We start from the raw sequence: 22865 nt of genomic DNA on the forward strand, positions 1-22865 counted from the left end.
CAGAAATTGAGTCGGACGTAATGTCAGTTGGATTCGAGATTGACCATGCGGGCGATGGCGCCATAGCGCACGGTTTCGGCATGGATCAGGCGCCGGCTTTCCGCGGGCGTGGTGAGGACCGGCTCGTAGGCGAGCGCCTGGAGCCGTTCGAGAAAATCAGGCTCCTGCACGCTGGCGCGCACTTCCCGGTACAGCCGTTCCACGATGGCATCCGGCGTGCCGGTCTTGGCCACGAGTGCCAGGTTGGCGCGCACGAGCAGGGCATCCTTGCTGTCGGCAGCCTGCCGCTCCAGCCTGGGGAACTGCGTGACCGTCGCCGCTTGCAGCACGGCCAGCGGCTTGACCTTGCCGTCACCGACATAGCTGATGGATGAGCCGATGACATCCACATGGGCATCGGTCTGGCCGCCAATCAGGTCCGACATGGCCGGCGGAGAGCCGCGATACGGCACGATGGTGAAGTCCAGCCCGTTGCGGCGCTTCCAGTCCGCAAGGCCGAGATGCGCCGCGCCGGCGACTGCATTGATGCTAATCGAGACCTTGCCCGGGTGCTTGACGATGTAGTCCCTGAGTTCGGTCAGGTTCATCTGCTTGCGGTCCGCCCGCGTGACGATCCAGTGCGGCACGGTGTTCACGATGGTGATGGGCGTGAAATCCCGATCGGGGTTGTAGCGCAATCCCTTGACGGTATGCGGATTGATGTTCAGCGTGCCATCGCTCGCGAGCAGCAGGGTATTGCCGTCGGCCTTCTCCTTCAGTACCGACATGACGCCCGGCACGGTAGCGCCGCCGGCGATGTTCTCCACCACCACCGGCTGCCCGAGCCGCTGTTCCAGCTTGCGAGCCAGGGTGCGGCCCACGATGTCGTAGGAACCGCCCGCGGGAAAGGGCACCACCAGCCGCAGCGGCCGATCCGGCCATGCCGCGGCAGCGGCGGGATGCATCGCGACAAGCATGGTGCCCATCATGGCGCCTGCCATCGCCCCGCGTACGATCCTGGCAAAAGTGTTCAGTGTGATCATCGGTCCTCCTCCTGGGGGTCTTGCGCCGCGCTTGTATTGATGGAATGGCGCCGACTATAAGGGATCGATGTCTCTACCAAAAGCGAATAAAAGTCTTTGTAGATCAACCAAATGGTTAACTCTTAGAATGCGGCTATCCCACTGCTACTTGTTGTCCAGCGATGCCCAATGATCCCGCCCGTACTGTCCAGGAATCCGCCCAGTCCATGCTTGGCCGCCTCAAGCTGCGTCATCTCCGCCTCGTTCTCGCACTCAGCGAAGCGGGTACGGCGGCGGCGGTGGCCGAGCGCCTGCATGTCAGTCCGGCTGCGGTGTCGAAGTCATTGGGGGAAATCGAGGACATCGTCGGCACGCCGCTCTATGTCAGGGGCCGGCGCGGCCTGGTGCTGACCGAGCCAGGCCGCGAGATGGCGGCGCACGCCAAGGTGATGCTGGCGCAGTTCGAGCGGCTGGCGGAATCGCTGCACGCGGTGCGTGCGGGCAGCCAGGGCGAATTGCGCATTGCCTTTCGGACGATCTCGGTGCAGCCGCTGCTGGCGCAGGCGATGACCGATTTCCACCGCGACAATCCGCGCGTCGAAATCAGCGTGATCGAGGGCGGCATCGGCGAAATGACGGAGCAGCTGATCGACGGCTCGCTCGACATGCTGTTCGCCTACGACGATCCTCGCCTGTCGCGGCCGGCATTGCGGACCACGCCGGTGGTCCCGGCCCAGAAGGTCGTCATCGTGGCCAGCCGCGACCACCCGTTGCTGGCGCGCCGGAAGATTGCGGCACAGGCATTGTCATCCGAGCGGTGGTGCATACCAGCGGCCGGTTCACGCATGCTCCACCTGCTTCACACGGCGTTCCACGCCTTTGGCGTCGCGCCGCCGGCATCGGGCATCCGCACCAGCGATGTCGCCGCTACCGCAAGCCTGATGCAGACCGGGCACTACCTTGCCGTCTTCCCCGAGCGGATCGCCGCGCAGCTCTGCGAGGCCAAGGTTGCGCGCATCCTCCGCTTCGACCTGTGCAGCCACGTGGAGCCGGTCGTCGTGGTCTGGAATGGCGATGTCACGCCGCGGCCGGCGGCGCAGCGTTTCCGTGACCTGGTCGTGGAGCGGGCCAACCTGGGCGCCTGGCAGCACGAAGACGTGCCGGTGCTGGGCGCGCGCGCCGTGGCTGCGGCGGGCATGGTGGACCGGAAACCGAAGCCGTCAGCGAAACCGTAAGCAACGCGGGTCCGATGCATGCCCCGATCGCTCCCGCCCCCGCGCAGGTTTACCCTGGTACGCACCAACACAAGTCATTGGGGCGTATCGCCCTATTGGTCCTGCACCGGCCATTTCTAGTATGGAGTCACCGCGCGGCACCGCAAGCACTGCGGCGCGGTATCCAGGCTTTCCTGCCCGGACGTGAATCGCCGAGTTCAATCATGGCGATTCATGAGAAACACGAATAGCCGATATCACCCCTCTGCCTGACCGGGTACAGCTGAGCACCGAGTGAGCGGCTGGGGATGCGGCTGCAAAAAATATCCAGGAGACAACATGCTGCATGACCTGCCCGCTCGCCCAGAGACCATCCATTGGGGCTACTTCGATGCCACCAAGGCGCCCGCCCTGACCGTGAAGAGCGGCGACCTCATTCGTGCCGAGGCCGTGACCCATCACGCGGGAGATGCGCCAGAGCTGATGATGGATGACGCCATCCGCGAGATCTACCAGAAGGTTCCCCATGACGACCGCAACCCGGGTGTGCACATCATGACCGGGCCGATCTATGTCGAGGGTGCCAGGCCCGGCGATGTGCTGGAGGTGCGCTATCTCCAGATGATCCCGCGCTTCCGCTTCGGCGCCAACGTTGCGGCGCACTGGGGGCAGCTCTACAGGGAGTTCGAGAAGGAGCGGGTCACGATCTATGAGCTGGACCAGGCTTCCAACACCGCGCATGCCCTCTATGCCTTCGACTACCCCGGCAAGCTGACCACGCCCGGCAAGGTGGTCGACGAACGCGAATGCTGCCGCCAGCCGGCGCTTGCCGGTGTGCGCGTGCCCGTGCGGCCCCATCTTGGCACCGCTGGGGTCGCGCCCGATAAACGCGGCCGGGTCACTACCGTGGAGCCAGGGCTGCATGGCGGCAATATCGACAACTGGCGCATCGGTGCGGGTGCCACCATGTACTACCCGGTCCAGGTCGACGGCGCCCTGTTCTCGATCGGCGACCCGCATATCTCGCAGGGCGACGGCGAAATCAGCGGTACGGCGATCGAAGCCTCGCTGAACGTGCTGTTCCAGGTCATCCTGCGCAAGGACTTCCACTTCCCGTCGCCGCTTCTGGAAACGCCCGATTGCTGGGTCGTGCACGGCTTCCATGAAGACCTTGATGAGGCCGGCAAGAACGCGGCCCGCGACATGATCCAGTTGCTGACCGAGCAGCAGGGCCTCTCGCGCGATGATGCCTACTCGCTGATGAGCGTCTCGGCCGACTTCGGTGTGACGCAGGTCGTCGATGGCACGCAGGGCATCCATTGCACCATGCCTCGCGCGATCTTCCCCCCCAAAGGCGGCAAAGGCAAAGGCTGAGCTGGCACCATCATCGAATCCACGCACCGCCGGACGCCCGCCGCCGCAAGGCGGGGTGCCCCGCGCGGCTGCCGAACCGGAGAACGCGGCATGCAATACGTCTACGTAGGACGCAACGAATGGGTTGCCCTGATCGTCGGCCTGGTCACCGGCACCCTGTATTCCTGGCTGAATTTGCCGATTCCCGCGCCCAATGTCACCGGCGGGATCTGCGCCATCCTTTTTACTTACCTCGGCTACCTGATCGTGCAGGCGTTGCGCAAGACCATCGCCTTCGGGCGCCCGCCGCAAGGCAGCCAGGGCAACGGAATTTCCTGAGAGCGGGGAGAACGACATGGTAGAAATTGCATTGGGGACGACCGAACTGCAGGCAGCCGCCGTCGGACTGGTCACCGGTATTGTCTACACTGCTGTCCGTGCACCGATACCTGCGCCTAACGTGCTCGGCGGCATTTTCGCCATCTTCGGCACATTTGCGGGTTTCGTGCTGGTTGCCGCCATGCGAGGCCAGTTGATGGTCGGATGACTTGACGGATTGATGGCCTTTGCATGAAATGCCTGGAGCGTTGGCGGACAGCCCTGTCCGCCAATTGCGCTGTTGCAGAATGCTGCCTGGGAGGCTGAATTGCACCTTTTGCGCTTTTCCACCGAAGCCTATCCGCACAACCGGCGGGGCGCCGCCTGGCGCGACGAACTCAGGATCGCGCGCCTGCATTGCGAAAGCCTGTGCGCGGATCACACCCTGCACGGCACGATCCAGTCGCGGACAACTCCGGCAGGGATAGAGCTGGCCTGTGTCGCGTCGGTTCCCCAGACCCTGGGCGTTGCTGCGGGAGACGGGCGAGGTATGACGCTGCTGATGCTGGTCGAAGGCAACGCCACCCTCGCCGCGCCAGAGCTGCGCGAGCCCCTACGGCCTGGCCAGCTGGTCTGCGTGCCGCAACAGGATTCCCGGAAGCTGGTGCTCAGCACTGGCTTCCGGCTGCTGGCGGTACACATCGGCCAGGCATTGCTCAGTGCACGGGTCACGGCACCGCTGCCAGGCGCCGCGCAGGTGCTTGCCGGCGACTCGGCCGAACTGTTCTCCCGGCTGCTGCAGTCGATGGTGCTCGGTTTCGATACCGTGGTGTCCGCTGACGGCAAGGCCATCCAGCCGTTCGAAAACACCATTTTTTCGTGCCTGGGCGCCGTCCTTGCGGAGAGCCGGGCTGCCCCGGCGGTGGACATGACGCGATCGCGTTCCGCGATTTTTTCCCGGGTTTGCAGCCGCATCAACGCTCGTCTCTCGGAACCGGATCTCAGCCTGGCCACCATCGCCGCGGACGAGCGCCTGTCGGCTCGCTACTTGCAGAAGCTGTTCGAGAAATCGGGCAGCAGCTTTTCATCCTTCCTGCGCACCAGCCGGCTTGACCGATGCCGGGCCGATCTGGCGAACGCGCAGTACGACAAGCTTTCCATTTCCGATATCTGCTATCGCTGGGGTTTCAACGATCCCTCCTATTTCAGCCACGCGTTTCGCGAACAGTTCGGGATTTCTCCGCGCGCATACCGCGACCAGATGGCGATCGCGCCGGCACCCCGGCCACCCCAGAATGTGTCGCGCGGACTTCCCGCGCACGCGAAACCCGCGCCTGTCATGCGCGCGGCGCCAGCCGACCAGCCCGCTGTCGTTTCCATTGCGCAGGCGCGATCGCATGCCGCACGCCAGGAAGGCCAGCACCACTGGCTGCAAGCAACGGACAAGACCGTGCATTGGGGCTACCTGAGCCATGAGCTGCCGCCAGCGCTGGAGGTCAGGTCCGGCGACACGGTCACCATCGAGACGCTGACCCAACACGCGTCGGACGACCGCGAGCGCATGATTGACGGCGATCCCGGCGCGGAAAGCGTCTTCCACTGGACGGCCGAACAAAAGAACGTCAACCGGCGCGGCGCAGGGCCGATCGATGCTTCGGTCTATGGCCGGGGCGCGGGAGAAGGCTTCGGCGTCCATATCTGCACCGGTCCGATCGCGGTTCGTGGTGCCATGCCCGGCGATGTCCTTGAGGTGCGAATACTCGACGTACGCCCGCGGCCGTGCGCGAACCCGCGATTTGCCGGAAAGGCTTTCGGCAGCAACGCTTCGACCTGGTGGGGATTTCACTACCGCGACATGCTGACGGAACCGCGCGAGCGGGAGGTGGTGACCGTCTTCGAGATCGATTGCGAACGTGCCGACGGTTGCGCGCGCGCGGTCTACAGCTTTCGCTGGACGCCGCAGCGCGATCCCTTCGGCGTGCTGCATCCGACCATCGATTATCCTGGCGTGCCGGTCGACCATGCCACCATTACCAAGAACTACGACGTACTGCGGAATGTCTCCATACCGATCCGGCCGCACTTCGGTGTCATTGCCGTGGCGCCGGCGCAGGACGGGCTGATCGACTCCATCCCGCCATCAAGCTTCGCCGGGAACCTGGACAACTGGCGCGTCACGCGAGGTGCCACCGTTTACCTCAGGGTTGCCGTTCCGGGCGCGCTACTGTCGATCGGTGACCCCCATGCTTCCCAAGGCGACTCCGAGCTGTGCGGAACCGCCATCGAATGCTCGCTCACCGGCGACTTCCAGCTGGTCCTGCACAAGAGCACCATGATCGAACGCGGTGCGCCCTTTGCCGACCTGAGCTACCCATTGGTGGAGACTGCCGGGGAGTGGATACTGCATGGCTTCAGCTCACCGAACCATCTGACCGAGCTGGGCAAGATGGCGCAGAGCGATATCTACCTGAAATCCACGCTCGACGATGCCATGCGCGATGCCTTCCGCAAAGCGCGCCGCTTCCTGATGACGGTCAAGGGACTGACCGAAGACGAGGCGGTCACCCTGATATCGGTCGCCGTGGATTTCGGGGTGACACAGGTCGTCAATGGCAACTGGGGCATTCACGCCATCATCAGGAAGTCCTTGTTTTCGGGTTCGGCGTAACGGTCCGACTCATTGGCGGCACGCTAGAACCGATGCCGCATGCCAGCACCCAGTGTCTCGGCATGCGGCCGCCCGGTCACGCGGTCGTAGAAATACGCGGCATACAGGTCAGTCCGCTTCGACAAGTTGTAGTCATAGGCAATGGCGGCCGTGTGCCGGCCCATTGCCGCCACGTCGTTGCGCGTATTCGCATAGGCGTACGAGGCCAGCACGCTGCCGGCGCCGGCAGGAATCGAAGTGCCAACCTGGCCGTTGGCATGGCGGATGTCGCCCTGCGCGCCATTGACCGCGGTACGGATGTACTGCGCCTGGCCGAACAGCTTGGCGACGCCCAGGTCGTAGCTCACGCCAAGCTGGGCCGCGGTCTGCTTGTCGAAGCCCGCGAGTGCCGCGGGTGCCGCCGGTGCCGTCACATCGCCGGGAACGGCGTTGAAACTGACCTGCTGGAACGCGGCGGTCGCGGCGAAGGCGCCGCTGAACCAGGTCACGTTGCCGCCCCATTTATTCTGGCCGGTGCTGCCCGCCTGCTCGCCGAACGCATAGATCAGGTTTACCGTCAGGCCGCCGGCCGTAGGCGACGAATACACGACCGAGTTCGACCACCCGGAATCGCCGATGATGCCGGGATCGAACACGCGTCCATCGGTGGCCGTCTTGTAGGTGTGAAAGATCGACGGGCCGAAATTGTAGGAATCGACCAGCGGGTTGAACAGGATCGTCGACAGGAAATACGGCGTGGTATTGCGCCCGAGCCGCACCGTGCCGTACTTCGGCGATTGCAGCCCGGCATAGGCGCTGCGCGTCAGGAAGCCGTCGGTGTCGGAGCGGCCGAAGCGCCCCGTGTCGACACGGTAGAAGCCATTCAGGTCGAAGATGGCCTTGAGCCCGTTACCCAGGTCTTCGTTGCCGCGCATGCCCCAGTACGAGGTCTGCATGCCGCCCGCGCCGACGATTGCCGTGCGCTCGCCGCCCGAGGCGCGGGTGCTGCCGACGAAGGCGTCGACCTGGCCGTAAAGTGTGACGCCCGAGGTGACGCCCGGGGTGACGCCCGATTGCGCCAGGGCAGGCTGTGCAAGGCTCGCGGCCATGGCGGCCGCGGCCAGGGCCCGGTGTTTCAGATGCATGGTCTCCTCCGGTTTTTTTTCAGTGGGTATGGCGTGGAAAGGCTTGCAGGCGACGCGTGGGCCTGAAGGCGTCGTCCATGGCGGATTTCAAGGAAAATCGGGCAAAAGGGGGCCACCGCCCGTGCATGACGGGCGAGAGGCCGGAACACAAAAAGTCGTTGAGGGCTACGCGGCGATGCCGCCGTGCCGGCTGGACCAGCGCGGCGGGTCGGCCAGGAAGGCTTGCAATTCGGCCAGGTCGGCCTCGGCAACGTCGCCCGACTCGTGCAGCGCGTCGAGGATGTCGCGCCACGTGGCCAGCGCATGGATGGCTGGCTGCCAGCGGGACAGGGCCGCCTGCGTCGGGAACGTGGCGTAGTCGAACAGGACCAGGATGTCGTGCACGACTGCCCCAGCGTCGGACAGTGCCGCGCAGAAGGCGGCCTTGGACCGGCCCGCTGCCATCATGTCGTCGACCAGCAGCACGCGGTCGCCGGCGCGGATGTCGCCGACGACCTGCGCGGCGGGGCCGATGCCGCGCGCTTCCTTGCGCACGTAGATCAGCGGCAGGTCGAGCAGCTCGGCCACCCACGCGGCGAACGCGATCCCGCTGGATTCCGCGCCGGCGACCGCGTCGATGCCGGCCAAACGGCCGCGCTCGCGCAGCAGCTGCAGGCCACGCTGCACCAGCGCGCGGCGCAGTGCCGGGTACGAGATCAGCCGACGGCAATCGATATAGACCGGGCTGGCCCAGCCCGAGGGCAGCCGGAAGGGCTCGTCGCGGCGAAAGCGGACGCAGCCGGCCTCGATCAGCGCGCGGCCGACGGACGCCTGCAGCGTGAGTGCGGTGCGAGGGCGGGGCATGAAGACTCCCTCGTTCATGGCTTGCCGCCGAGCTTGTCGGCACGCGGCCGGATCAGCGTTTCGGGGCGCAGTGCTTCGTCCAGCGCCTCGGCGGTCATCAGGCCCCGTGCCAGCACCACTTCGCGGATGGTGGTGCCCTTGGCATGGGCCTCGGCGGCGACCGAGGTCGCGTTCTTGTAGCCGATCACGGGATTGAGCGCCGTAACCAGTGCGATCGAGCGCTCGATGGTCTCGCGCAGGCGTTCCGGGTTGGCGGTAATGCCGTCGACGCATTTCCGCGCCAGCGTCAGGCAGCCATTGGTCAGGTGCCGGAAGCTGCGCAGCAGGCTGGCGGCAATCACCGGCTCGAAGGCATTGAGCTGCAGCTGGCCGGCTTCCGCGGCAAAGGTGATGGTGATGTCGTTGCCGAACACTTCGAAGGCGATCTGGTTCACGACCTCCGGGATGACCGGGTTGACCTTGCCCGGCATGATCGACGACCCCGCCTGCATCGGCGGCAGGTTGATCTCGCCGAAGCCCGCGCGCGGCCCGCTCGACAGCAGTCGCAGGTCGTTGCAGGTCTTGGACAGCTTGACGGCGATGCGCTTGAGCACGCCGGAGATCTGCACGAAGGCGCCGCAATCCTGCGTGGCTTCCACCAGGTTGGGCGCGAGACACAGGTCGATGCCGGTGATGCGGCGCAATGCAGCCAGGGCCTTTGGCGCATAGTCGGGGTGCGCGGTGATGCCGGTGCCGATCGCGGTGGCGCCGAGGTTGATCTCGCGGATCAGCAACGCGGTTTCGCGCAGGCGTGCCATGTCTTCTTCGAGCATGACCGCGTACGTGGAGAATTCCTGGCCGAGCGTCATCGGCACGGCATCCTGCAACTGGGTGCGCCCGAGCTTGAGCAGGCCGGAAAACTCCGTCGACTTGCGGTCGAACGCGGCGTGCAGCACTTGCATCGCTTCAAGCAGGTGCTCGATGGCAAAGTACGTGGCAATGCGCAGCGCGGTCGGATAGACGTCGTTGGTGCTCTGCGCCATGTTGACGTGCTCGTTCGGGTGCAGGAACTGGTATTCGCCCTTGCTGTGCCCCATGTGCTCGAGCGCGCGGTTGCAGACGACCTCGTTGGCATTCATGTTCGTCGACGTGCCGGCTCCGCCCTGGATCGTGTCGACAATGAACTGGTCATGCAGCATGCCTTCGCTCACGTCATGGCAGGCGGCCAGGATGGCGTCGCGCAAGTTGGCCGGCAGCAGGCCGAGTTCGGCATTGGCCTCGGCGGCAGCCTGCTTGACGGAGGCCAGCGCAATGATCAGTTCCGGCCATGAGGAGATCGGGGTGCCGCTGATCTGGAAGTTCTCCCAGGCCCGCAGGGTGTGGACGCCGTAGTAAGCGTCGGCCGGCACCTGGCGTTCGCCAAGCAGGTCGGCTTCGGTGCGATAGGTATTGGTCATGATGCGATCCGATAAGAGTTGGCGTCGGCTAGGCGAGCGTCCAGGGCAATGTCTCGCCGGCCAGGAACTGACGGATGTGCCGCCCGTCCGGCAGTTCGGTCTGTTCCGTCACGTGCATGGGGCTGCGGTGGAACGTGATCGTCTCCTGGTGCGGCGGCATGCCGTAGAAGCGCGCGCCGCTTTCGCTGGCGAAGGCTTCGAAGCGGTGTATGGCCTGTTCCTCGTCGAACACGGTCAGGTAGGCCTGCAACGCAACGGGCGCGCTGAAGATGCCGGCACAACCGCAGGCGGATTCCTTGGCGCCGGTGTCGTGCGGCGCCGAATCGGTGCCGAGGAACAACGCCGGCGAGCCCGAGGTGGCCGCGCGCCGCAGCGCCAGCCGGTGCCGCTCGCGCTTCAGTACCGGCAGGCAGTAGTAGTGCGGCCGGATGCCGCCCGCGAACATGGCATTGCGGTTGAACATCAGGTGCTGCGGCGTGATGGTGGCCGCCAGCCTGCCGCTCGCGTCGCGCATGACGAAGTCGGCCGCTTCGGCGGTGGTGATGTGTTCCAGCACCACTTTCAGGCGCGGGTAGCGGGCCAGCAGCGGCCGCAAGGTGGCCTGCAGGAATGCCGCCTCGCGGTCGAAGACGTCGACCGCGGGATCGGTGCTTTCGCCATGGATCAGCAGCGGCATGCCGATGTCCTGCATGACGGCCAGCACGCCGGCAACGCGGCCGATCGACGTCACGCCATACTCGGAGTGGGTGGTGGCGCCGGCGGGATACAGCTTTGCGGCGGCAAAGGCACCGGCGTCAAAGCCGGCGCGGATGTCCGCCGGATCGGTGGTGTCGCACAGGTAGCAGGTCATCAGCGGCGTGAACGCGGACCCCGGCGGCAATGCGCCAAGGATACGTTCACGATAGGTCATGGCCGCCTCCGCCGTGGTGACCGGCGGCTTCAGATTGGGCATCACGATGGCCCGGCCGAACTGGCGGGCGGACGCCGGCAGCACCGCGCGCAGCAGGTCGCCGTCGCGCAGGTGCAGGTGCCAGTCGTCCGGGCGGCGGATGGTCAGGGTCTGCACGGTCATGCCTGCCTCCTGGCCGGGATGCCTTCGAGTGCCCGATACATGACTTGCGTGCCGAGCATGAAATCATCCAGGTCCATCGCCTCGTCGGGATTGTGCGAGCCGTTTTCGTTGCGGACAAAGAGCATGGCGGTGGGGATGCCGGCATTGGCGAACAGCGAGGCATCGTGCCCGGCGCCGCTCGGCACCATCTCGACCGGCAGTCCGGCGCCGGCACACGCCTCACGCAGCAGGTTTGACAGTGCAAGGTCCATCGTCGCCGGAGCCGATTCGATGCGGCGGTCGAACTCGAAATGCACCCCGCGGTCGCGGCCGATGGCCTTGCATTCCGTACGCAGCAGCTGGTAGAAGCCTTCCAGCGTATCCACGCTCTTGCTGCGCGCCTCGAAGCTGAATTCGACCTTGCCCGGAATCCGTGAAATCGAATGCTCGGCGGGATCGGTGGACACCACCCCGGTGGTCACAACCAGGTCAATGCCGCGTTCGAGCAGCACCTTCCAGTGTTCGTCGAGCCGCGTGATCAGCTCCGCCACGGCAAACATCGCATCCTTGCGCAGCCAACGCGGCACCGCGCCGGAATGCCCGGGTTCGCCGAGGCAGGCGATGCGGTTGTGCCTGACGTTGCCGCGAATGCCGGGCACCACGGCCAGCGGCAGCTTGCGGGCCACCATCACCGGCCCCTGCTCGATATGCAGCTCCAGGTATGCCGCTGCGGCGGCACGGTCGAACAAGGGTTGCTGCGCGGCGATGGCCTCGACGTCGGCGCCGGCCGCCGCCATGCAATCGGCGAGCGTCTTGCCCGAACTGCGGTGCTTCAGCGCCAGGTCGTCCGTGCCGAGCTTGCCCAGCGCCGCGCCCGATCCCATGTAGGCCTTGCCGAACCACGCGCTCTCCTCGCCGCGGAAGGCGATCACGCGCAGCGGCGCGGCACCGGACCCACCTTGCGCCTTTCGCGCGGCCAGGCACAGCAGCCCGGCGACGATCCCCGCGAGGCCGTCGAAGTTGCCGCCCTGCGGGACAGAATCGAGATGCGAGCCGACCCACGCGGCCGGTGCGCCGGCGTCCTCCTCGGGCAGGGTGAACACGAGGTTTGCTGCGCGATCGCTTTGCGCGTGCAGCCCGTGCAGCGCGGCAAAGCGCCGCAGGTAATCGGCGGCGGCCGATTCGCCGGCGCCATAGCTGTCGCGGGTAATGCCGACGCCATCGAACGACAGCGCGCCGATGTCGGCGAACAACTGTTCGGCCAGCGGCCTGAGTTCCAGGATTTCCATAGACAAGTCCCGTTGCTCAGCCGGATTGCTGGGCAAAGCGCAGCCAGCGGTCGCTGAGCTGGCGGTCGAGGATCACCTGCCCGGTCAGGTCGCGGATCGATGCGATGCCGGCCTGCTCGCAGTACGCATCGAGCCCGTCGATGATCTTCTGCATGACCGCCGGATCCCGGAACGAGGCCGTGCCGACCTGGATCGCCGACGCCCCCGCGAGCATGAACTCGACCGCGTCCTCGGCGCTCTGGATGCCGCCGCAGCCGATGATGGGGATGCGCACGGCGCGATAGCACTGATGCACCAGCCGCAGGGCAATCGGCTTGATCGCAGGCCCGGACAGGCCACCCATGACATTGCCGAGCCTGGGCTTGCGCGTGCGGATATCGATCGCCATGCCCAGCACGGTGTTGCCCATCACGATCGCATCGGCACCGGCTTCCTCGGCAGCGCGGGCGACGGCGGCGATATTGCCGGCGTTGGGCGTCAGCTTGACCCAGAACGGGTGCCGGGTGCGGCGGCGAATCGCGGAGACTGCCTTGTAGGTGGTCTCGGGCAGCATGGCGAAGGCCATGCCGTCCGCTTCCAGGTTGGGGCAGGAGATATTGGCCTCGATCACGTCGACTTCGGGCAGCGACATCTCCTCGCAGGCGGTGCCGAACTCCTCGGCCGTATCCGCGGAAATCGATACCACCACCGGGGTGTTGTACTGTGTGTAGGCCGGCAGGACTTCCTTGCGGTAGTAGTCGAGTCCCTTGCTGGGGATGCCGATCGAGTTGAGCATGCCGCTGAAGGTTTCGGCCACGCGCGGGGTGGGGTTGCCCGCGCGCGACTTCGGCGAGACGCTCTTGATGACCAGCGCGCCAAGCCGGTTCAGATCCATCGCCTCGCGGTACTCGATGGCGAAGCATCCGGATGCGGGCATCACGGGGTTGCGCAACGTCAGGTCGCCAACCCGGACAGTCAGATTAGCCAAATTCCACCTCCCCAACCACTTCACTGATCTTGAAAACAGGACCCTCGCGGCAGACGCGCAGGAACTGCTTGTCGCCATCGCAATCGAACAGCCGCACGCACGACAGGCACACACCCATGCCGCATGCCATGCGCTGCTCCATCGCGACTTCCCCCTGGATGCCGGGGTGGTCCTCGAGTACGCGCTGGAGCAGCATCAGCAGGCGGTGCGAGCCGCAGGTGTAGATGGCATCAGGGCGTTGCGTGTCGATCAGGCGGCGGGTCAAGGCTTCGACCGCCTCGACCGACGATGTGCCGTCGGCATCGAACACGGCGTGCACCTCGGCGCTGGCGCCGCGCAGGAATTCCTTCTCCATCAGGTCGCCCGAGGTACGCGCCGACATGACCGCGGTGATGGCGGTGCCGGCCTCGGCAGCCTGGCGGATCAAGGGCGCCATCGTCGCCAGCCCGACGCCGCGCGCGACCACGAGGATGCGGCGGAACGACGGCTTGAACGTAAACGTATTGCCGAGCGGGCCGACGATGTCCAGCCGGCCGTCGACCGGCAGCGTGGCCATCGCCCGCGTGCCAACGCCGGTGACGTTGTAGAGAAATTCGATGCGCCCGCTTTCCGGACCGGCGCCATAGACGCTCATCGGCCGCAGCAGGAACGGCTGCGCTTCGGCCGTGGCGGGGCAACTGAGTTGATAGAACTGTCCGGGCCGCGTCATCGCCGCGATCGGGGCGTCCGATTCAAGCCGGATGTACTTGTAGCGCTGGTTGACCCAGTAGTGTTCGACGATTCGACAGCGATAGGAGGCTACGGTAGCCGCGGAATCCGCGCTACACACGGTGGCACACATGTTGGTGACTCCTGAGGATGGCGCTGCGCCGGACGGCGCAGCGAAGGAATGCCTGGAGGGCTCCGGCGTTATTCCAGTTCCACGCCCTTCAGTTCGGGGATGAGGAAGATGGTGGCGATCATGTCGATCACATAAATGCTCGCAAGCAGCGCGATGGCAAGCTGGAACGAATACGCTGCAGCGATGGCGCCGACCACGATCGGCCCCAGCCCGCCCACGGCACGGCCGATGTTGAACAGCACGTTCTGCGCCGTGGCGCGGGCCGCGGTCGGGTAAGCCTCGGAAATCAGCGCGCCGTAGCCGCCGATCATGCCGTTGACGAACATGCCCATGACGGCGCCGGCCCAGAGCATGGTCATGGGGTCGGACAACCTGGCATAGGTCAGCACCATCGCCACCGCGCCTGCCTGGAAGATCAGGAACGTCGGCTTGCGCCCGATGCGGTCGGCCACGTGGCCAAAGACGTAGACGCCGATCATCATGCCCACGATGGTCACCGAGGTCCACAAGGCCGACTTGGTCAGCGAAAAGCCCAGCGCCCTGGACAGGTAGGTCGGCAGCCAGATCATGATGCCGTAGTAGCCGAAGTTCTGGACCGAGCACAGGATCACGATGCCCAGGCTGGTGCGCGTGGTCTTGCGATCCGCGACCAGCAGCTTGAATGCATTGGGCTTCTTTTCCGTGCGCGCACTGCGCACGAACACTTCGGGCTCATGCAGGCGGTTGCGGATAAACCATGCCACCAGCGCCGGCAGCACCCCGATCACGAACATCCCGCGCCAACCCACCACGGGAAGCAGCAACGGCGTCAGCAACGCAGCCATCAGCACGCCCGATTGCCAGCCCAGCGCGACATAGGATGAAACGCGCGCGCGCTTGCTCGCTGGCCACGCCTCGGCGGCCAGCGCCATGCCGATGCCGAATTCGCCGCCGAGCCCGATGCCGGCAATGGTGCGGTAGACCAGCAGGTCCCAGAAGCCCTGGGCCAGGGCGCACATGCCGGTAAACACCGCGAACAGCACGATGGTCCACGTCAGCACCCGCACGCGGCCATAACGGTCGCTCAGCGCGCCGAAGACGATGCCGCCGGCGACGGCGCCGACCAGCGTCCACGTGACCAGCGCGCCAGACTGGCCGGTGGTGAGCGCAAGCGCGGCGCTGATCGCGGGCAGCATGAAGCCCAGGATCAGAAGGTCGAACCCGTCCATGGCGTAGCCGATGGCGGATCCGGCCAGGGCTTTCCACGCGTAGGGCGAAGTCGGCGCCTCCGTCGCGGCTACAGGTTGGGTCATTGGCTGGCTTGTCATGCTGTCTCCATTTTTAGACTGTAAGGGCCTCAGAAAGCACTGCATTACTTCCCTTGCCGTGCATGGCGGGTGGGGACTGTGCAGCGGTTCTTAGAATCTATTTTTTTAGACTATGCGGCGCATGGCGGGATGGCAAGTGTTTTTGCTGCCGCCCCGGGTTTTTCCCTAGCCCGCGTGAACAGGCGATGCGCACGCCGACCGCCCCATGCTATAGTGGCTTTGATCTAATTATTGAGACTGAAATGGAACGTCGCGCCACCGGCACAGGCGGAATCGACTTCGAGGCACTGGGGGCGCGGCTGCGGGCCTACCGGCTCGGGGCGCAACTGCGGGCCGAGCAGATTGCCGAAGTGCTGGGCATTTCCCGCGCGGCGGTCTATCGCATGGAGAAGGGCGAGATCGTCAAGATCGAGACGCTCGAGCGCCTGGCCGGCATCCTCGACACCTCGCTGGAATCGCTGCTCGGCGCCGGCACGGAATACTACCCATCGGCCATCGCCTACATCGAACGGATGCGCCAGCTCGAGCAGGGCGCCACCCGGATCCTTGCGCACTTCGAGCCGATTTCGTTCCTGCTGACCTCGCCGGACTACGACCGCTATCTTGAGCAGATGCTGAGGGAGAGCGGCGACAACGACGACGGCCGTATCCAGTCCATCATGGCCTTGCTGCGCGAGCGCAAGGATTCGTATGCATCGCATCCGGCGCCAATCCTGAGCCTGATCGGATTGCGCGAACTCGAACGCTTCGTCCATTTCGGGCTGATCGGCCGGATGGACCTGCCGCCCGCGACCCGCATGGAGCGATCGCTGGCGGCGCGCGCGGAAGTGGAGCGCATTGCGGTGTTGCTTGACGAACAGCGTGCCGGCATGCAGATCGGCATCGTCAATGAGAGCATGCCGAACGCCACGTTCCAGGTTTTCGAGCGGACTACCGGCTCGTACGTGGCGATCAGTCCGTTCCGCTTCGGCGAGTTTCCCAATATTTCGGCGGGCATCGCCTCTGTGACTGCCGCGCCGGAGGCTGTGTCGCTTTACACAAACATGGTCGAGGCTCTCTGGCAGCGTGCCTACAAGGGTCCCGACGGCGCCAGCCTGTTGCGGCGCATGTTGCAGCAGGTCTGAACGGTTCGATTTTTTCCTCTGAGAGACACCCCATGGACTTCAAGACGGTTACCGAGCAGTTTGCCAACAGCGTTCCGGGAACGGACGCATTCCTCAAGGTCAAGCAGCAATCGCTGGCGCTGATGTCCGCCGATCCCGGCCACGCGGCGGCTTACTTCCTGATCTACGGCTTCGCGCGGTCGTACGTGATCCTGCACGATGACGAAGGGATTACCACCGAGGTAGCCAATGCCGCGCAGGCGCAGTTGCTGGGCTATATGCGCGCGATCGGGCAGTCGCTCGGCGGCGGCGGTCAGGCGCTGCTGGGCGCGATGAACCAGATCGTTCTCGACTACGATGGCCGGCGCCAGCTTTTTTAAGTCAGCCAATCCAGGCAGCCGATCAAGCCAACGTCAGGGGTGCTCCCAGGCAGCCCGTACTTCGCCAGCCAGCTCCGCCGCGCGGCTACGGTAGCGCGGCGAGAAGTGAAATGGCGTCACCGCGCGGGCGCCGATGCAGCGCGCGATCCGGCCAGCCTGCGCGGCGGTCAGGTGGTTCTTGCGTAGCGCATGCGCGCGATCTTCATCCAGGAACACGCTCTCGATAAAGAGCTGGTCGACGCCTTGCATCAAGTTCGACAGCGCTTGCATGTTGTCGCTGGTATCGCGCAGGTCCGTCGCGTAGCCGATGCGCTGGCCGGGCTCGGCGTCGAGAATCAGGCGGCTTAATTCACCGACCGTTCGTGTCACCGCACGGTCGCCGCTTCTGTCGCGCCATTGCACGAGCATCGGCGTGTCCGGGGGGACACCGGTCAGGACCGCATGCTTCAGCTCGCGCAGCCAGGCGCCTTTTGTCATGCCCGATGCTTCCAGGCGCGCCTTGTTGATGCCGAGCCGCACCTTCTCCTCGACCAGGTAGGACAGGCACGGAATGCCATGGTCGACAAAGCCGGCGCGCACGCGGAACGTCGTCTCGTCGTGAACGATATCGTCGGTCTGTTCAGTCGTCGCGCCGGTCACGCCGGCGAATCGATCCCGGCTGGAAAACCGGGCGCTCCGCAGGTGCCCGTCCAGTGCAAGTTCAGTCGCCTCCACGACCAGTTCCATGTCGTAGCGATGCACCACATTCCAGGTATAGGCACGCAGCTTGTGCCCGACCTGCGCCAGGAACCCTGGCCCGCCATACAGGGCGATGGACGGCTTGCGCCCGAGCAGTACCCGCAACAAGTGGTCGAAGCCGGAAAAGTGATCCATATGCGCATGCGTGACGAACACGTGCGAGACGCGCATCAGCTCGCGCGGCATCAGCACGGTGATGTCGCCCAGGTCGAACAGCAGCGCGCGCCGTTCGTCCAAAAAGTCCATGAACAAGGCGGGGTCGCCGAAGACATCGTTGACGAGGCGGGCTTGCAGCAGGGGACGCATGGTCACTCGCGGTGCGGAAGGCAGCCGTGATTTCCGGCCCTTTCTATCGAGAAGTATAAAAGGCGACAATTTGCGGCGCGTCGCGCCTTCCCGAATCGTTGCCTCGCTGTGCCCTGGAAATCCAGCCTGCGCATGTTTAAAACAGTGAATCGAGCCACAGCCTATTGTTCGCGACCAGGTCGCCGCGCGTTCCCAGCACGACCTGTCGCGACACGGCACCGGTCGCCGGATTGAAGACATCCTGTCGCCGCAGGGCTTCCCCATGGGTCTTGCTGCCGGCGATGATCATCAGCTGCAGGAAGCGCTGCATGATCCGCGCGCGACGGATGGGAGGCGTCTCCGACCACGCCGGGAACGCCCTGGCGGCAGCGGCAACCGCGGCGTCCGGAGTGGACGACTTCACGCTCATCGTCATAGCGGTTCGGTGCACTCATGATTCGCTCCTGAACCGATCCCGGTGCCCTGGCACGGCTTTGGCGGCTGGAAGCGCAGCCTGTTCGGCGACATGCATGCCTATGGCGAGGAAGGCGTCCGGTTCTACACGCGCCAGAAGTCCGTGATGCAGCGCTGGCCCGACAGCATTGCAAAGGGTGCGGAGTTCGCCATGCCGACGGCGAAGTAGCCGCTGCGGGCCGCACGGTCCTCGCCGTCCGCCCCGTCCGCGCCATCGCGCGTCAATCCAAGCACCAGGCCGCCTGTCTCTGACAGGCGGCCTTTTTTTGCATGCACCCGCCGTTTCCGCAGGGTTTTATCCCTCACCGGCAGTGATGGAAGGCATCACCAAAGATCGTTTTACATGAGGGCTCCGGCCACCTAATTTAGGCGTACCAACCTTATCTGCATCACTGCTGCACGATCAAAAAAGGAGGAGACATGCCCCATACAACCGCCTATTCCATCATTGGCGAACATCCACTCTTCGAGGAACTGGTCCGGCGACGAAAGCGGCTGGTGGTGGTGCTATCCGCCGTCACGCTGGTGCCGTACTACCTTTTCATTCTCGTCGCGGCGCTGAGCCCCGATACGCTGGCCGCACGGATCTCCGCGCAAAGCAGCGTCAGCGTCGGCTGGCTGGTCGGGGTGCTGATCATCCTCGGCGCGTGGCTGCTGACCGGCCTCTACGTAAGCCGTGCCAACAATGAGTTCGACGGCCTCACCAGCAAGCTGATCCGGGAGGCCTCGAAATGAAGTCCATCGCCACCCTGTTCCTGGCATCGGGCGCCGTGCTGGGCGCCGCCGTCGTCCATGCCGCCCCGGCTGCCCTGCAGTCGGTGCAGACCCAGCCGATCAACGTGGTCGCCATCGTCATGTTTCTGCTGTTCGTGCTGGCGACACTGGGCATTACCTACTGGGCCGCGTCCCGGACCAAATCGCTGGAGGACTTCTACACCTGCAATGGCGGCATCACCGGCTTCCAGAATGGCCTGGCACTGGCCGGTGACTATATGTCGGCGGCCGCGCTGCTGGGTGTCACCAGCATGATCTTCGCCAAGGGCTACGACGGCTTCATCTATGCAATCAGCTTCTTCGTCGCATGGCCGCTGCTGCTGTTCCTGCTCGCGGAGAAGATCCGCAATCTCGGCAAGGTGACGATCGCCGATATCGCCTCCTACCGGTTGGACCAGGACAGGGTCCGTACTTTCATGTCCTTCGGCTCGCTGACGATCGTGTGCTTCTACCTGGTCGTCCAGATGGTTGGGGCGGGGCAACTGATCCAGCTGCTGTTCGGGCTCGACTACAACTACGCCGTGATTGGCGTTGGCCTGCTGATGATGATCTATGTCACCTTCGGCGGCATGGTCGCGACTACCTGGGTGCAGATCATCAAGGCGGTCCTGCTGCTGGCCGGCGGCACGCTGCTGGCGATCCTTGCGCTGTGGCGGTTCGGTTTCTCGTTTGAAACGCTGCTGACGCAGGCGGTGGCCAGCCACAAGGACGGCGTGAAGATCCTCGCGCCCGGCGCGCTCGTCTCCGATCCGCTTTCGATGCTGTCGCTGTCGGTGGGCCTGGTGTTCGGCACGGCGGGGCTGCCGCACATCCTGATGCGCTTCTTCACGGTGCCCGATGCGCAGCAAGCCCGCAAGTCAGTCTTTATCGCGACCGGGTTCATCGGGTTCTTCTTTCTTATCGTCGCGGTGCTGGGGCTCTCTGCCATCGTCATCGTCGGACAGGATGCGGCGTACTTCGAGGGGGGCGTGCCGGGCGGCAAGATGATCGGCGGCAGCAATATGGCGGTGATGCATCTGGCCAAGGCGCTCGGTGGCGACTTGTTCCTGGGCTTTCTGTCAGCGGTTGCCTTCGCCACCATCCTGGCGGTCGTCGCGGGCCTGACCATGGCCGGCACCTCTGCGATTTCCCACGACCTGTATGCCAGGGTGCTCAGGAAGAATACCGCCAGCCCTGCGCAAGAGATGCGTGTGTCGCGCGTGGCGTCGGTGTCGATCGGCGTGGTTGCGGTAGCGCTCGGGATCCTGTTCAAGGAGCAGAACATCGCCTTCCTGGTGGCGCTGACCTTCGGCGTGGCAGCTTCGGTCAATTTCCCGATCCTGGTGCTTTCCATCTACTGGAAGGGGCTGACCACGCGCGGGGCGCTCGCGGGCGGCATCGCCGGGCTGGTTTGCGCGGTCGGGCTGGTCGTTCTGTCGCCCGCGGTCTGGGTCAAGATCCTTGGCTTCAAGGCAGCCGTCTTTCCCTACGACTATCCCGCCATCGTCTCGATGAATGTAGCGCTGCTGTGCACCTGGCTGGTATCGGTCACCGATCGCAGCGCGCGCAGCCGCCGCGAGCGGGATGCCTATGGCGACCAGTTTGTCCGTGCGCAAACCGGCATCGGCGCGTCCGGCGCGGTGAGCCACTGAGGCAGCGGATCGGTGGCGCAGGCGCTTGCGTGGCACGATTCGCCGATCCGCACAGACATGGATTTGAGTTCATTTGGAGTGGAACGATGCAGATGAGAGACACAGGACTGGGCTTTTCGCCCATCACGATCGGCCTGCACTGGCTGATCGCAGCCGCGGTGTCGGTAATGGTCTGGCTTGGCCTGTCGGCGGGCCAGATGGACGCAGGCGCTGCCAAGGCAGAGCTGATCGCGATGCACAGCACGCTGGGCACGGTGCTGTTCGTCGTGGCGGCATACCGGCTGTGGGCACGGCTCACGTCCTATCACCCGCTGCCGGTGGGCACCCCGAATCCCATCGAAGTGATGATCAGCCGCTCGGTCGCCGTCGCGCTGGCGTTGGCGCCCGTGCTGCTGCCGCTTGATGGCTGGCTGGCCATGTCGGCGGCTGGTGACGTGGTGCGGCTGCCGGGCGGGATCGCGCTGCCTGCCATCGTGGGGCTCAACCCGGAGGTGGAGTACGTAGCCAGGCTCCTGCACAAGATCGGCGCGTATGCGTTCCTGGCCGGACTGGCGCTCCATATTTTCGGGGCCATGAAGAATCATTTCGTTCTCAAGAATGACACGCTGAAGCGCATGCTCGGCAAGCGAGTGGAGCTCTGATGATGCAACCGATCCAACAAGACTCCCTGCACGCCGCGCCGATGGGGCCGGCGGCAGCCCTGTGCGGCATCCGCTATCCGGTGTTCCAGGCGGGCATGGCCGGCATATCGGGGCCGGCGCTGACCGCTGCCGTGTCCAATGCGGGTGGCCTGGGGCATATCGGCGGGCTGCGGCTGCCGCCGCTGGCATTGCGCAGGTGGATCCGGGAGACCAAGGCACTTACCGACAAGCCGTTTGGCGTGAACATCGTTCCGTCTTTCGGCGGCCCGGAAGTCTTCGAGGCGCAGTTCCGCGTGATCCTCGAAGAGAAGCCGCGGGTGGTCTCGCTGTTCTATGGCGACTTTGCCGAGATGATCCCCCGCGCGAAAGCGGCTGGCATCACGGTGATCGTGCAAGTGGGTTCGGTCGCGCTTGCCCGGCAGGCGATAGCCTGGGGCGCCGACATCCTGGTCGCGCAGGGCGCCGAAGGCGGCGGCCACCTCAACCGCGGCACCATCGGCGTGCTGTCGCTGGTACCTGCCTTCGTCGAGATTGCCGAGGGCCGGCCGGTGCTGGCTGCCGGCGGCATCACCGATCGTGCCGACGTGCGGGCCGTGCTGGAAGCGGGCGCCGCCGGGGTGTGGGTGGGCACCGCCTTTGTCGCCAGCAACGAGTCCCTGGCGCACGACCTCTACAAACAGAAGATCGTGGAGGCGACCATCGATGACACCGAGTATCGGACCGGTTATTCGTTCGGATGGAAGTTCGGCACGCCGCACCGGGTGATCCCCAACCGCAAGAAGTGGAATCCGATCAAGTACGTCGGAGGTGGCGCGCGCGTCATCGACAAGCCGGAGATGGCGGAGAAACTGTCGCTGTACGCGGGGCAGGGGGTAGGCAAGATCCACGGTATCGTTCCCGCCGCCGAGCGCGTCGTGGAGCTGGTGGCGGGGTTCTCGGGCTGGCATGCGGGCGAACACCGTACCGCAGCGCCGCTCCTGCAGGCCGTCGCCTGAATGGCGCCACTCCTCAGGGCATTGCTGGTCTGCACCCTCGGCATGCCGCTGGCCGCCGTGTGGGCATCGGAAGCGGCGGTGTTTCCGCTGGTGATCACTGCACTGACTGCCGGCGTCCCGGCGCGGGTCGGGGCAAGGCGCATCGCGGGCTTTGCCGCTTCCCACCTGGTAAGCAGTGCAGCCGCATTCATCGTCGGCGCGCTGATGACTTCCCTGCCGGCAGCCCAGATCAGTCACCAGCCACTGCTATGGCTGCCTGGATGCATCGTGCTGCTGGGCATCCAGGCAACGATGCTGCGCCATCCTCCCGCGCTGGCCAGCGGCGGCGCGGTCCTGCTGGGCCTGCCGCTGCCGGCCGTCGTTGCCTGTACGGTGCTGACCGCGATCTTGCTGGGACTGGAAAGCCGGCTGGCGCGCGCCGGCTGACCGGCC

Annotated in this window: 24 protein-coding genes and 1 pseudogene; 13 read left to right on the plus strand and 12 right to left on the minus strand. The window is 65.3% G+C overall.

Annotation, left to right across the window (positions count from 1 at the left end; all coding sequences use genetic code 11):
• Positions 1-23 precede the first annotated feature (23 nt).
• Positions 24-1022: a Bug family tripartite tricarboxylate transporter substrate binding protein gene (locus tag CTP10_RS22025; RefSeq protein WP_116321176.1), complete on the minus strand. Its 999-nt coding sequence runs from the start codon at positions 1020-1022 to the stop codon at positions 24-26.
• A gap of 206 nt (positions 1023-1228) precedes the next feature.
• Here CTP10_RS22025 and CTP10_RS22030 point away from each other — a divergent pair, with 206 nt between their 5' ends.
• From CTP10_RS22030 to CTP10_RS22050, 5 genes are all read left to right on the plus strand, one after another.
• Positions 1229-2236: a LysR family transcriptional regulator gene (locus CTP10_RS22030; protein ID WP_233528211.1), complete on the plus strand. Its 1008-nt coding sequence runs from the start codon at positions 1229-1231 to the stop codon at positions 2234-2236.
• Between the two features lie 318 nt (positions 2237-2554).
• Entirely contained in the window at positions 2555-3589 is a 1035-nt protein-coding gene (locus tag CTP10_RS22035; protein WP_116321174.1) for an acetamidase/formamidase family protein, read from the plus strand.
• Positions 3590-3679: 90 nt separating this feature from the next.
• The gene (locus CTP10_RS22040; RefSeq protein ID WP_116321173.1) at positions 3680-3907 is read left to right on the plus strand and encodes a XapX domain-containing protein; all 228 of its coding nucleotides are present in this window, start codon (positions 3680-3682) and stop codon (positions 3905-3907) included.
• A gap of 16 nt (positions 3908-3923) precedes the next feature.
• Positions 3924-4115: a DUF1427 family protein gene (locus tag CTP10_RS22045; RefSeq protein ID WP_116321172.1), complete on the plus strand. Its 192-nt coding sequence runs from the start codon at positions 3924-3926 to the stop codon at positions 4113-4115.
• Positions 4116-4214: 99 nt separating this feature from the next.
• Positions 4215-6554 (plus strand): acetamidase/formamidase family protein, encoded by a 2340-nt coding sequence (locus tag CTP10_RS22050; protein WP_116321225.1) that lies wholly within the window; start codon positions 4215-4217, stop codon positions 6552-6554.
• Between the two features lie 23 nt (positions 6555-6577).
• On the opposite strand, the gene CTP10_RS22055 is transcribed toward CTP10_RS22050, so the two are convergent.
• The 8 genes from CTP10_RS22055 to CTP10_RS22090 form a co-directional block, all read right to left on the minus strand.
• Entirely contained in the window at positions 6578-7678 is a 1101-nt protein-coding gene (locus CTP10_RS22055; RefSeq protein ID WP_116321171.1) for a porin, read from the minus strand.
• A gap of 165 nt (positions 7679-7843) precedes the next feature.
• Positions 7844-8521, minus strand: a complete 678-nt coding sequence (locus tag CTP10_RS22060) for an orotate phosphoribosyltransferase (protein ID WP_116321224.1) — start codon at positions 8519-8521, stop codon at positions 7844-7846.
• A 14-nt stretch (positions 8522-8535) separates the two neighbouring features.
• Positions 8536-9957, minus strand: a complete 1422-nt coding sequence (gene aspA, locus CTP10_RS22065) for an aspartate ammonia-lyase (RefSeq protein ID WP_442875241.1) — start codon at positions 9955-9957, stop codon at positions 8536-8538.
• 28 nt (positions 9958-9985) lie between these two features.
• Positions 9986-11029, minus strand: coding sequence for a dihydroorotase (pyrC, locus tag CTP10_RS22070; RefSeq protein WP_116321169.1), 1044 nt, complete (start codon positions 11027-11029; stop codon positions 9986-9988).
• A complete protein-coding gene (locus tag CTP10_RS22075) occupies positions 11026-12297 on the minus strand; it encodes a hydantoinase/carbamoylase family amidase (protein ID WP_116321168.1) in 1272 nt (423 codons plus the stop codon). Before CTP10_RS22075 ends, pyrC begins: the two co-directional genes overlap by 4 nt.
• Positions 12298-12313: 16 nt before the next feature.
• Complete coding sequence (locus CTP10_RS22080) at positions 12314-13264, minus strand: dihydroorotate dehydrogenase (protein WP_116321167.1); 951 nt, start codon at positions 13262-13264, stop codon at positions 12314-12316.
• A complete protein-coding gene (locus tag CTP10_RS22085) occupies positions 13257-14105 on the minus strand; it encodes a dihydroorotate dehydrogenase electron transfer subunit (protein WP_116321166.1) in 849 nt (282 codons plus the stop codon). Before CTP10_RS22085 ends, CTP10_RS22080 begins: the two co-directional genes overlap by 8 nt.
• A 68-nt stretch (positions 14106-14173) precedes the next feature.
• The gene (locus CTP10_RS22090) at positions 14174-15412 is read right to left on the minus strand and encodes an MFS transporter (protein WP_116321165.1); all 1239 of its coding nucleotides are present in this window, start codon (positions 15410-15412) and stop codon (positions 14174-14176) included.
• A gap of 242 nt (positions 15413-15654) precedes the next feature.
• Here CTP10_RS22090 and CTP10_RS22095 point away from each other — a divergent pair, with 242 nt between their 5' ends.
• Both CTP10_RS22095 and CTP10_RS22100 read left to right on the plus strand, forming a co-directional pair.
• The gene (locus CTP10_RS22095) at positions 15655-16536 is read left to right on the plus strand and encodes a helix-turn-helix domain-containing protein (protein WP_116321164.1); all 882 of its coding nucleotides are present in this window, start codon (positions 15655-15657) and stop codon (positions 16534-16536) included.
• Positions 16537-16568: 32 nt separating this feature from the next.
• A complete protein-coding gene (locus tag CTP10_RS22100; protein WP_116321163.1) occupies positions 16569-16895 on the plus strand; it encodes a hypothetical protein in 327 nt (108 codons plus the stop codon).
• 33 nt (positions 16896-16928) lie between these two features.
• Here CTP10_RS22100 and CTP10_RS22105 read toward each other — a convergent pair whose 3' ends face one another.
• Together CTP10_RS22105 and CTP10_RS22110 are read right to left on the minus strand one after the other, a co-directional pair.
• Positions 16929-17939 carry a ribonuclease Z gene (locus CTP10_RS22105; RefSeq protein WP_116321162.1) on the minus strand — a complete coding sequence of 337 codons (1011 nt, stop codon included), beginning with the start codon at positions 17937-17939 and terminating at the stop codon, positions 16929-16931.
• 136 nt (positions 17940-18075) lie between these two features.
• Positions 18076-18354 (minus strand): aldehyde dehydrogenase family protein, encoded by a 279-nt coding sequence (locus CTP10_RS22110; RefSeq protein ID WP_233528209.1) that lies wholly within the window; start codon positions 18352-18354, stop codon positions 18076-18078.
• A gap of 27 nt (positions 18355-18381) precedes the next feature.
• Here CTP10_RS22110 and CTP10_RS22115 point away from each other — a divergent pair.
• Positions 18382-18561 (plus strand): annotated as a pseudogene (locus tag CTP10_RS22115) (methylmalonate-semialdehyde dehydrogenase (CoA acylating)); the annotation flags it as partial.
• Here CTP10_RS22115 and CTP10_RS22120 read toward each other — a convergent pair.
• Positions 18477-18668 (minus strand): hypothetical protein, encoded by a 192-nt coding sequence (locus tag CTP10_RS22120; RefSeq protein WP_271815885.1) that lies wholly within the window; start codon positions 18666-18668, stop codon positions 18477-18479. The pseudogene CTP10_RS22115 and the gene CTP10_RS22120 sit on opposite strands and share 85 nt — an antisense overlap.
• A 144-nt stretch (positions 18669-18812) precedes the next feature.
• On the opposite strand from CTP10_RS22120, the gene CTP10_RS22125 reads away from it, so the two are divergent.
• From CTP10_RS22125 to CTP10_RS22145, 5 genes are all read left to right on the plus strand, one after another.
• The gene (locus CTP10_RS22125; protein ID WP_116321161.1) at positions 18813-19127 is read left to right on the plus strand and encodes a DUF485 domain-containing protein; all 315 of its coding nucleotides are present in this window, start codon (positions 18813-18815) and stop codon (positions 19125-19127) included.
• Positions 19124-20797 carry a cation/acetate symporter ActP gene (gene actP / locus CTP10_RS22130; RefSeq protein WP_116321160.1) on the plus strand — a complete coding sequence of 558 codons (1674 nt, stop codon included), beginning with the start codon at positions 19124-19126 and terminating at the stop codon, positions 20795-20797. Before CTP10_RS22125 ends, actP begins: the two co-directional genes overlap by 4 nt.
• 86 nt (positions 20798-20883) lie before the next feature.
• On the plus strand, positions 20884-21438 hold the full coding sequence (locus CTP10_RS22135) for a cytochrome b (RefSeq protein ID WP_116321159.1): 555 nt from the start codon (positions 20884-20886) through the stop codon (positions 21436-21438).
• Positions 21438-22433, plus strand: coding sequence for an NAD(P)H-dependent flavin oxidoreductase (locus CTP10_RS22140; RefSeq protein ID WP_233528208.1), 996 nt, complete (start codon positions 21438-21440; stop codon positions 22431-22433). The genes CTP10_RS22135 and CTP10_RS22140 overlap by 1 nt, the downstream gene beginning before the upstream one ends.
• Entirely contained in the window at positions 22434-22859 is a 426-nt protein-coding gene (locus tag CTP10_RS22145; RefSeq protein WP_147316228.1) for a hypothetical protein, read from the plus strand.
• Positions 22860-22865: the final 6 nt, after the last annotated feature.

This window comes from Cupriavidus sp. P-10 (assembly GCF_003402535.2).
In the GTDB taxonomy this organism is placed as follows: domain Bacteria; phylum Pseudomonadota; class Gammaproteobacteria; order Burkholderiales; family Burkholderiaceae; genus Cupriavidus.

Bases quoted from the DNA above. Each gene is read 5' to 3' on its own strand.
- CTP10_RS22025 (WP_116321176.1), bottom strand. From the start codon at position 1,022: ATGATCACACTGAACACTTTTGCCAGGATCGTACGCGGGGCGATGGCA.
- CTP10_RS22030 (WP_233528211.1), top strand. From the start codon at position 1,229: ATGCTTGGCCGCCTCAAGCTGCGTCATCTCCGCCTCGTTCTCGCACTC.
- CTP10_RS22035 (WP_116321174.1), top strand. From the start codon at position 2,555: ATGCTGCATGACCTGCCCGCTCGCCCAGAGACCATCCATTGGGGCTAC.
- CTP10_RS22040 (WP_116321173.1), top strand. From the start codon at position 3,680: ATGCAATACGTCTACGTAGGACGCAACGAATGGGTTGCCCTGATCGTC.
- CTP10_RS22045 (WP_116321172.1), top strand. From the start codon at position 3,924: ATGGTAGAAATTGCATTGGGGACGACCGAACTGCAGGCAGCCGCCGTC.
- CTP10_RS22055 (WP_116321171.1), bottom strand. From the start codon at position 7,678: ATGCATCTGAAACACCGGGCCCTGGCCGCGGCCGCCATGGCCGCGAGC.
- CTP10_RS22060 (WP_116321224.1), bottom strand. From the start codon at position 8,521: ATGCCCCGCCCTCGCACCGCACTCACGCTGCAGGCGTCCGTCGGCCGC.
- aspA (WP_442875241.1), bottom strand. From the start codon at position 9,957: ATGACCAATACCTATCGCACCGAAGCCGACCTGCTTGGCGAACGCCAG.
- pyrC (WP_116321169.1), bottom strand. From the start codon at position 11,029: ATGACCGTGCAGACCCTGACCATCCGCCGCCCGGACGACTGGCACCTG.
- CTP10_RS22075 (WP_116321168.1), bottom strand. From the start codon at position 12,297: ATGGAAATCCTGGAACTCAGGCCGCTGGCCGAACAGTTGTTCGCCGAC.
- CTP10_RS22085 (WP_116321166.1), bottom strand. From the start codon at position 14,105: ATGTGTGCCACCGTGTGTAGCGCGGATTCCGCGGCTACCGTAGCCTCC.
- CTP10_RS22090 (WP_116321165.1), bottom strand. From the start codon at position 15,412: ATGACAAGCCAGCCAATGACCCAACCTGTAGCCGCGACGGAGGCGCCG.
- CTP10_RS22095 (WP_116321164.1), top strand. From the start codon at position 15,655: ATGGAACGTCGCGCCACCGGCACAGGCGGAATCGACTTCGAGGCACTG.
- CTP10_RS22100 (WP_116321163.1), top strand. From the start codon at position 16,569: ATGGACTTCAAGACGGTTACCGAGCAGTTTGCCAACAGCGTTCCGGGA.
- CTP10_RS22105 (WP_116321162.1), bottom strand. From the start codon at position 17,939: ATGCGTCCCCTGCTGCAAGCCCGCCTCGTCAACGATGTCTTCGGCGAC.
- CTP10_RS22110 (WP_233528209.1), bottom strand. From the start codon at position 18,354: ATGACGATGAGCGTGAAGTCGTCCACTCCGGACGCCGCGGTTGCCGCT.
- CTP10_RS22125 (WP_116321161.1), top strand. From the start codon at position 18,813: ATGCCCCATACAACCGCCTATTCCATCATTGGCGAACATCCACTCTTC.
- actP (WP_116321160.1), top strand. From the start codon at position 19,124: ATGAAGTCCATCGCCACCCTGTTCCTGGCATCGGGCGCCGTGCTGGGC.
- CTP10_RS22135 (WP_116321159.1), top strand. From the start codon at position 20,884: ATGCAGATGAGAGACACAGGACTGGGCTTTTCGCCCATCACGATCGGC.
- CTP10_RS22140 (WP_233528208.1), top strand. From the start codon at position 21,438: ATGATGCAACCGATCCAACAAGACTCCCTGCACGCCGCGCCGATGGGG.
- CTP10_RS22145 (WP_147316228.1), top strand. From the start codon at position 22,434: ATGGCGCCACTCCTCAGGGCATTGCTGGTCTGCACCCTCGGCATGCCG.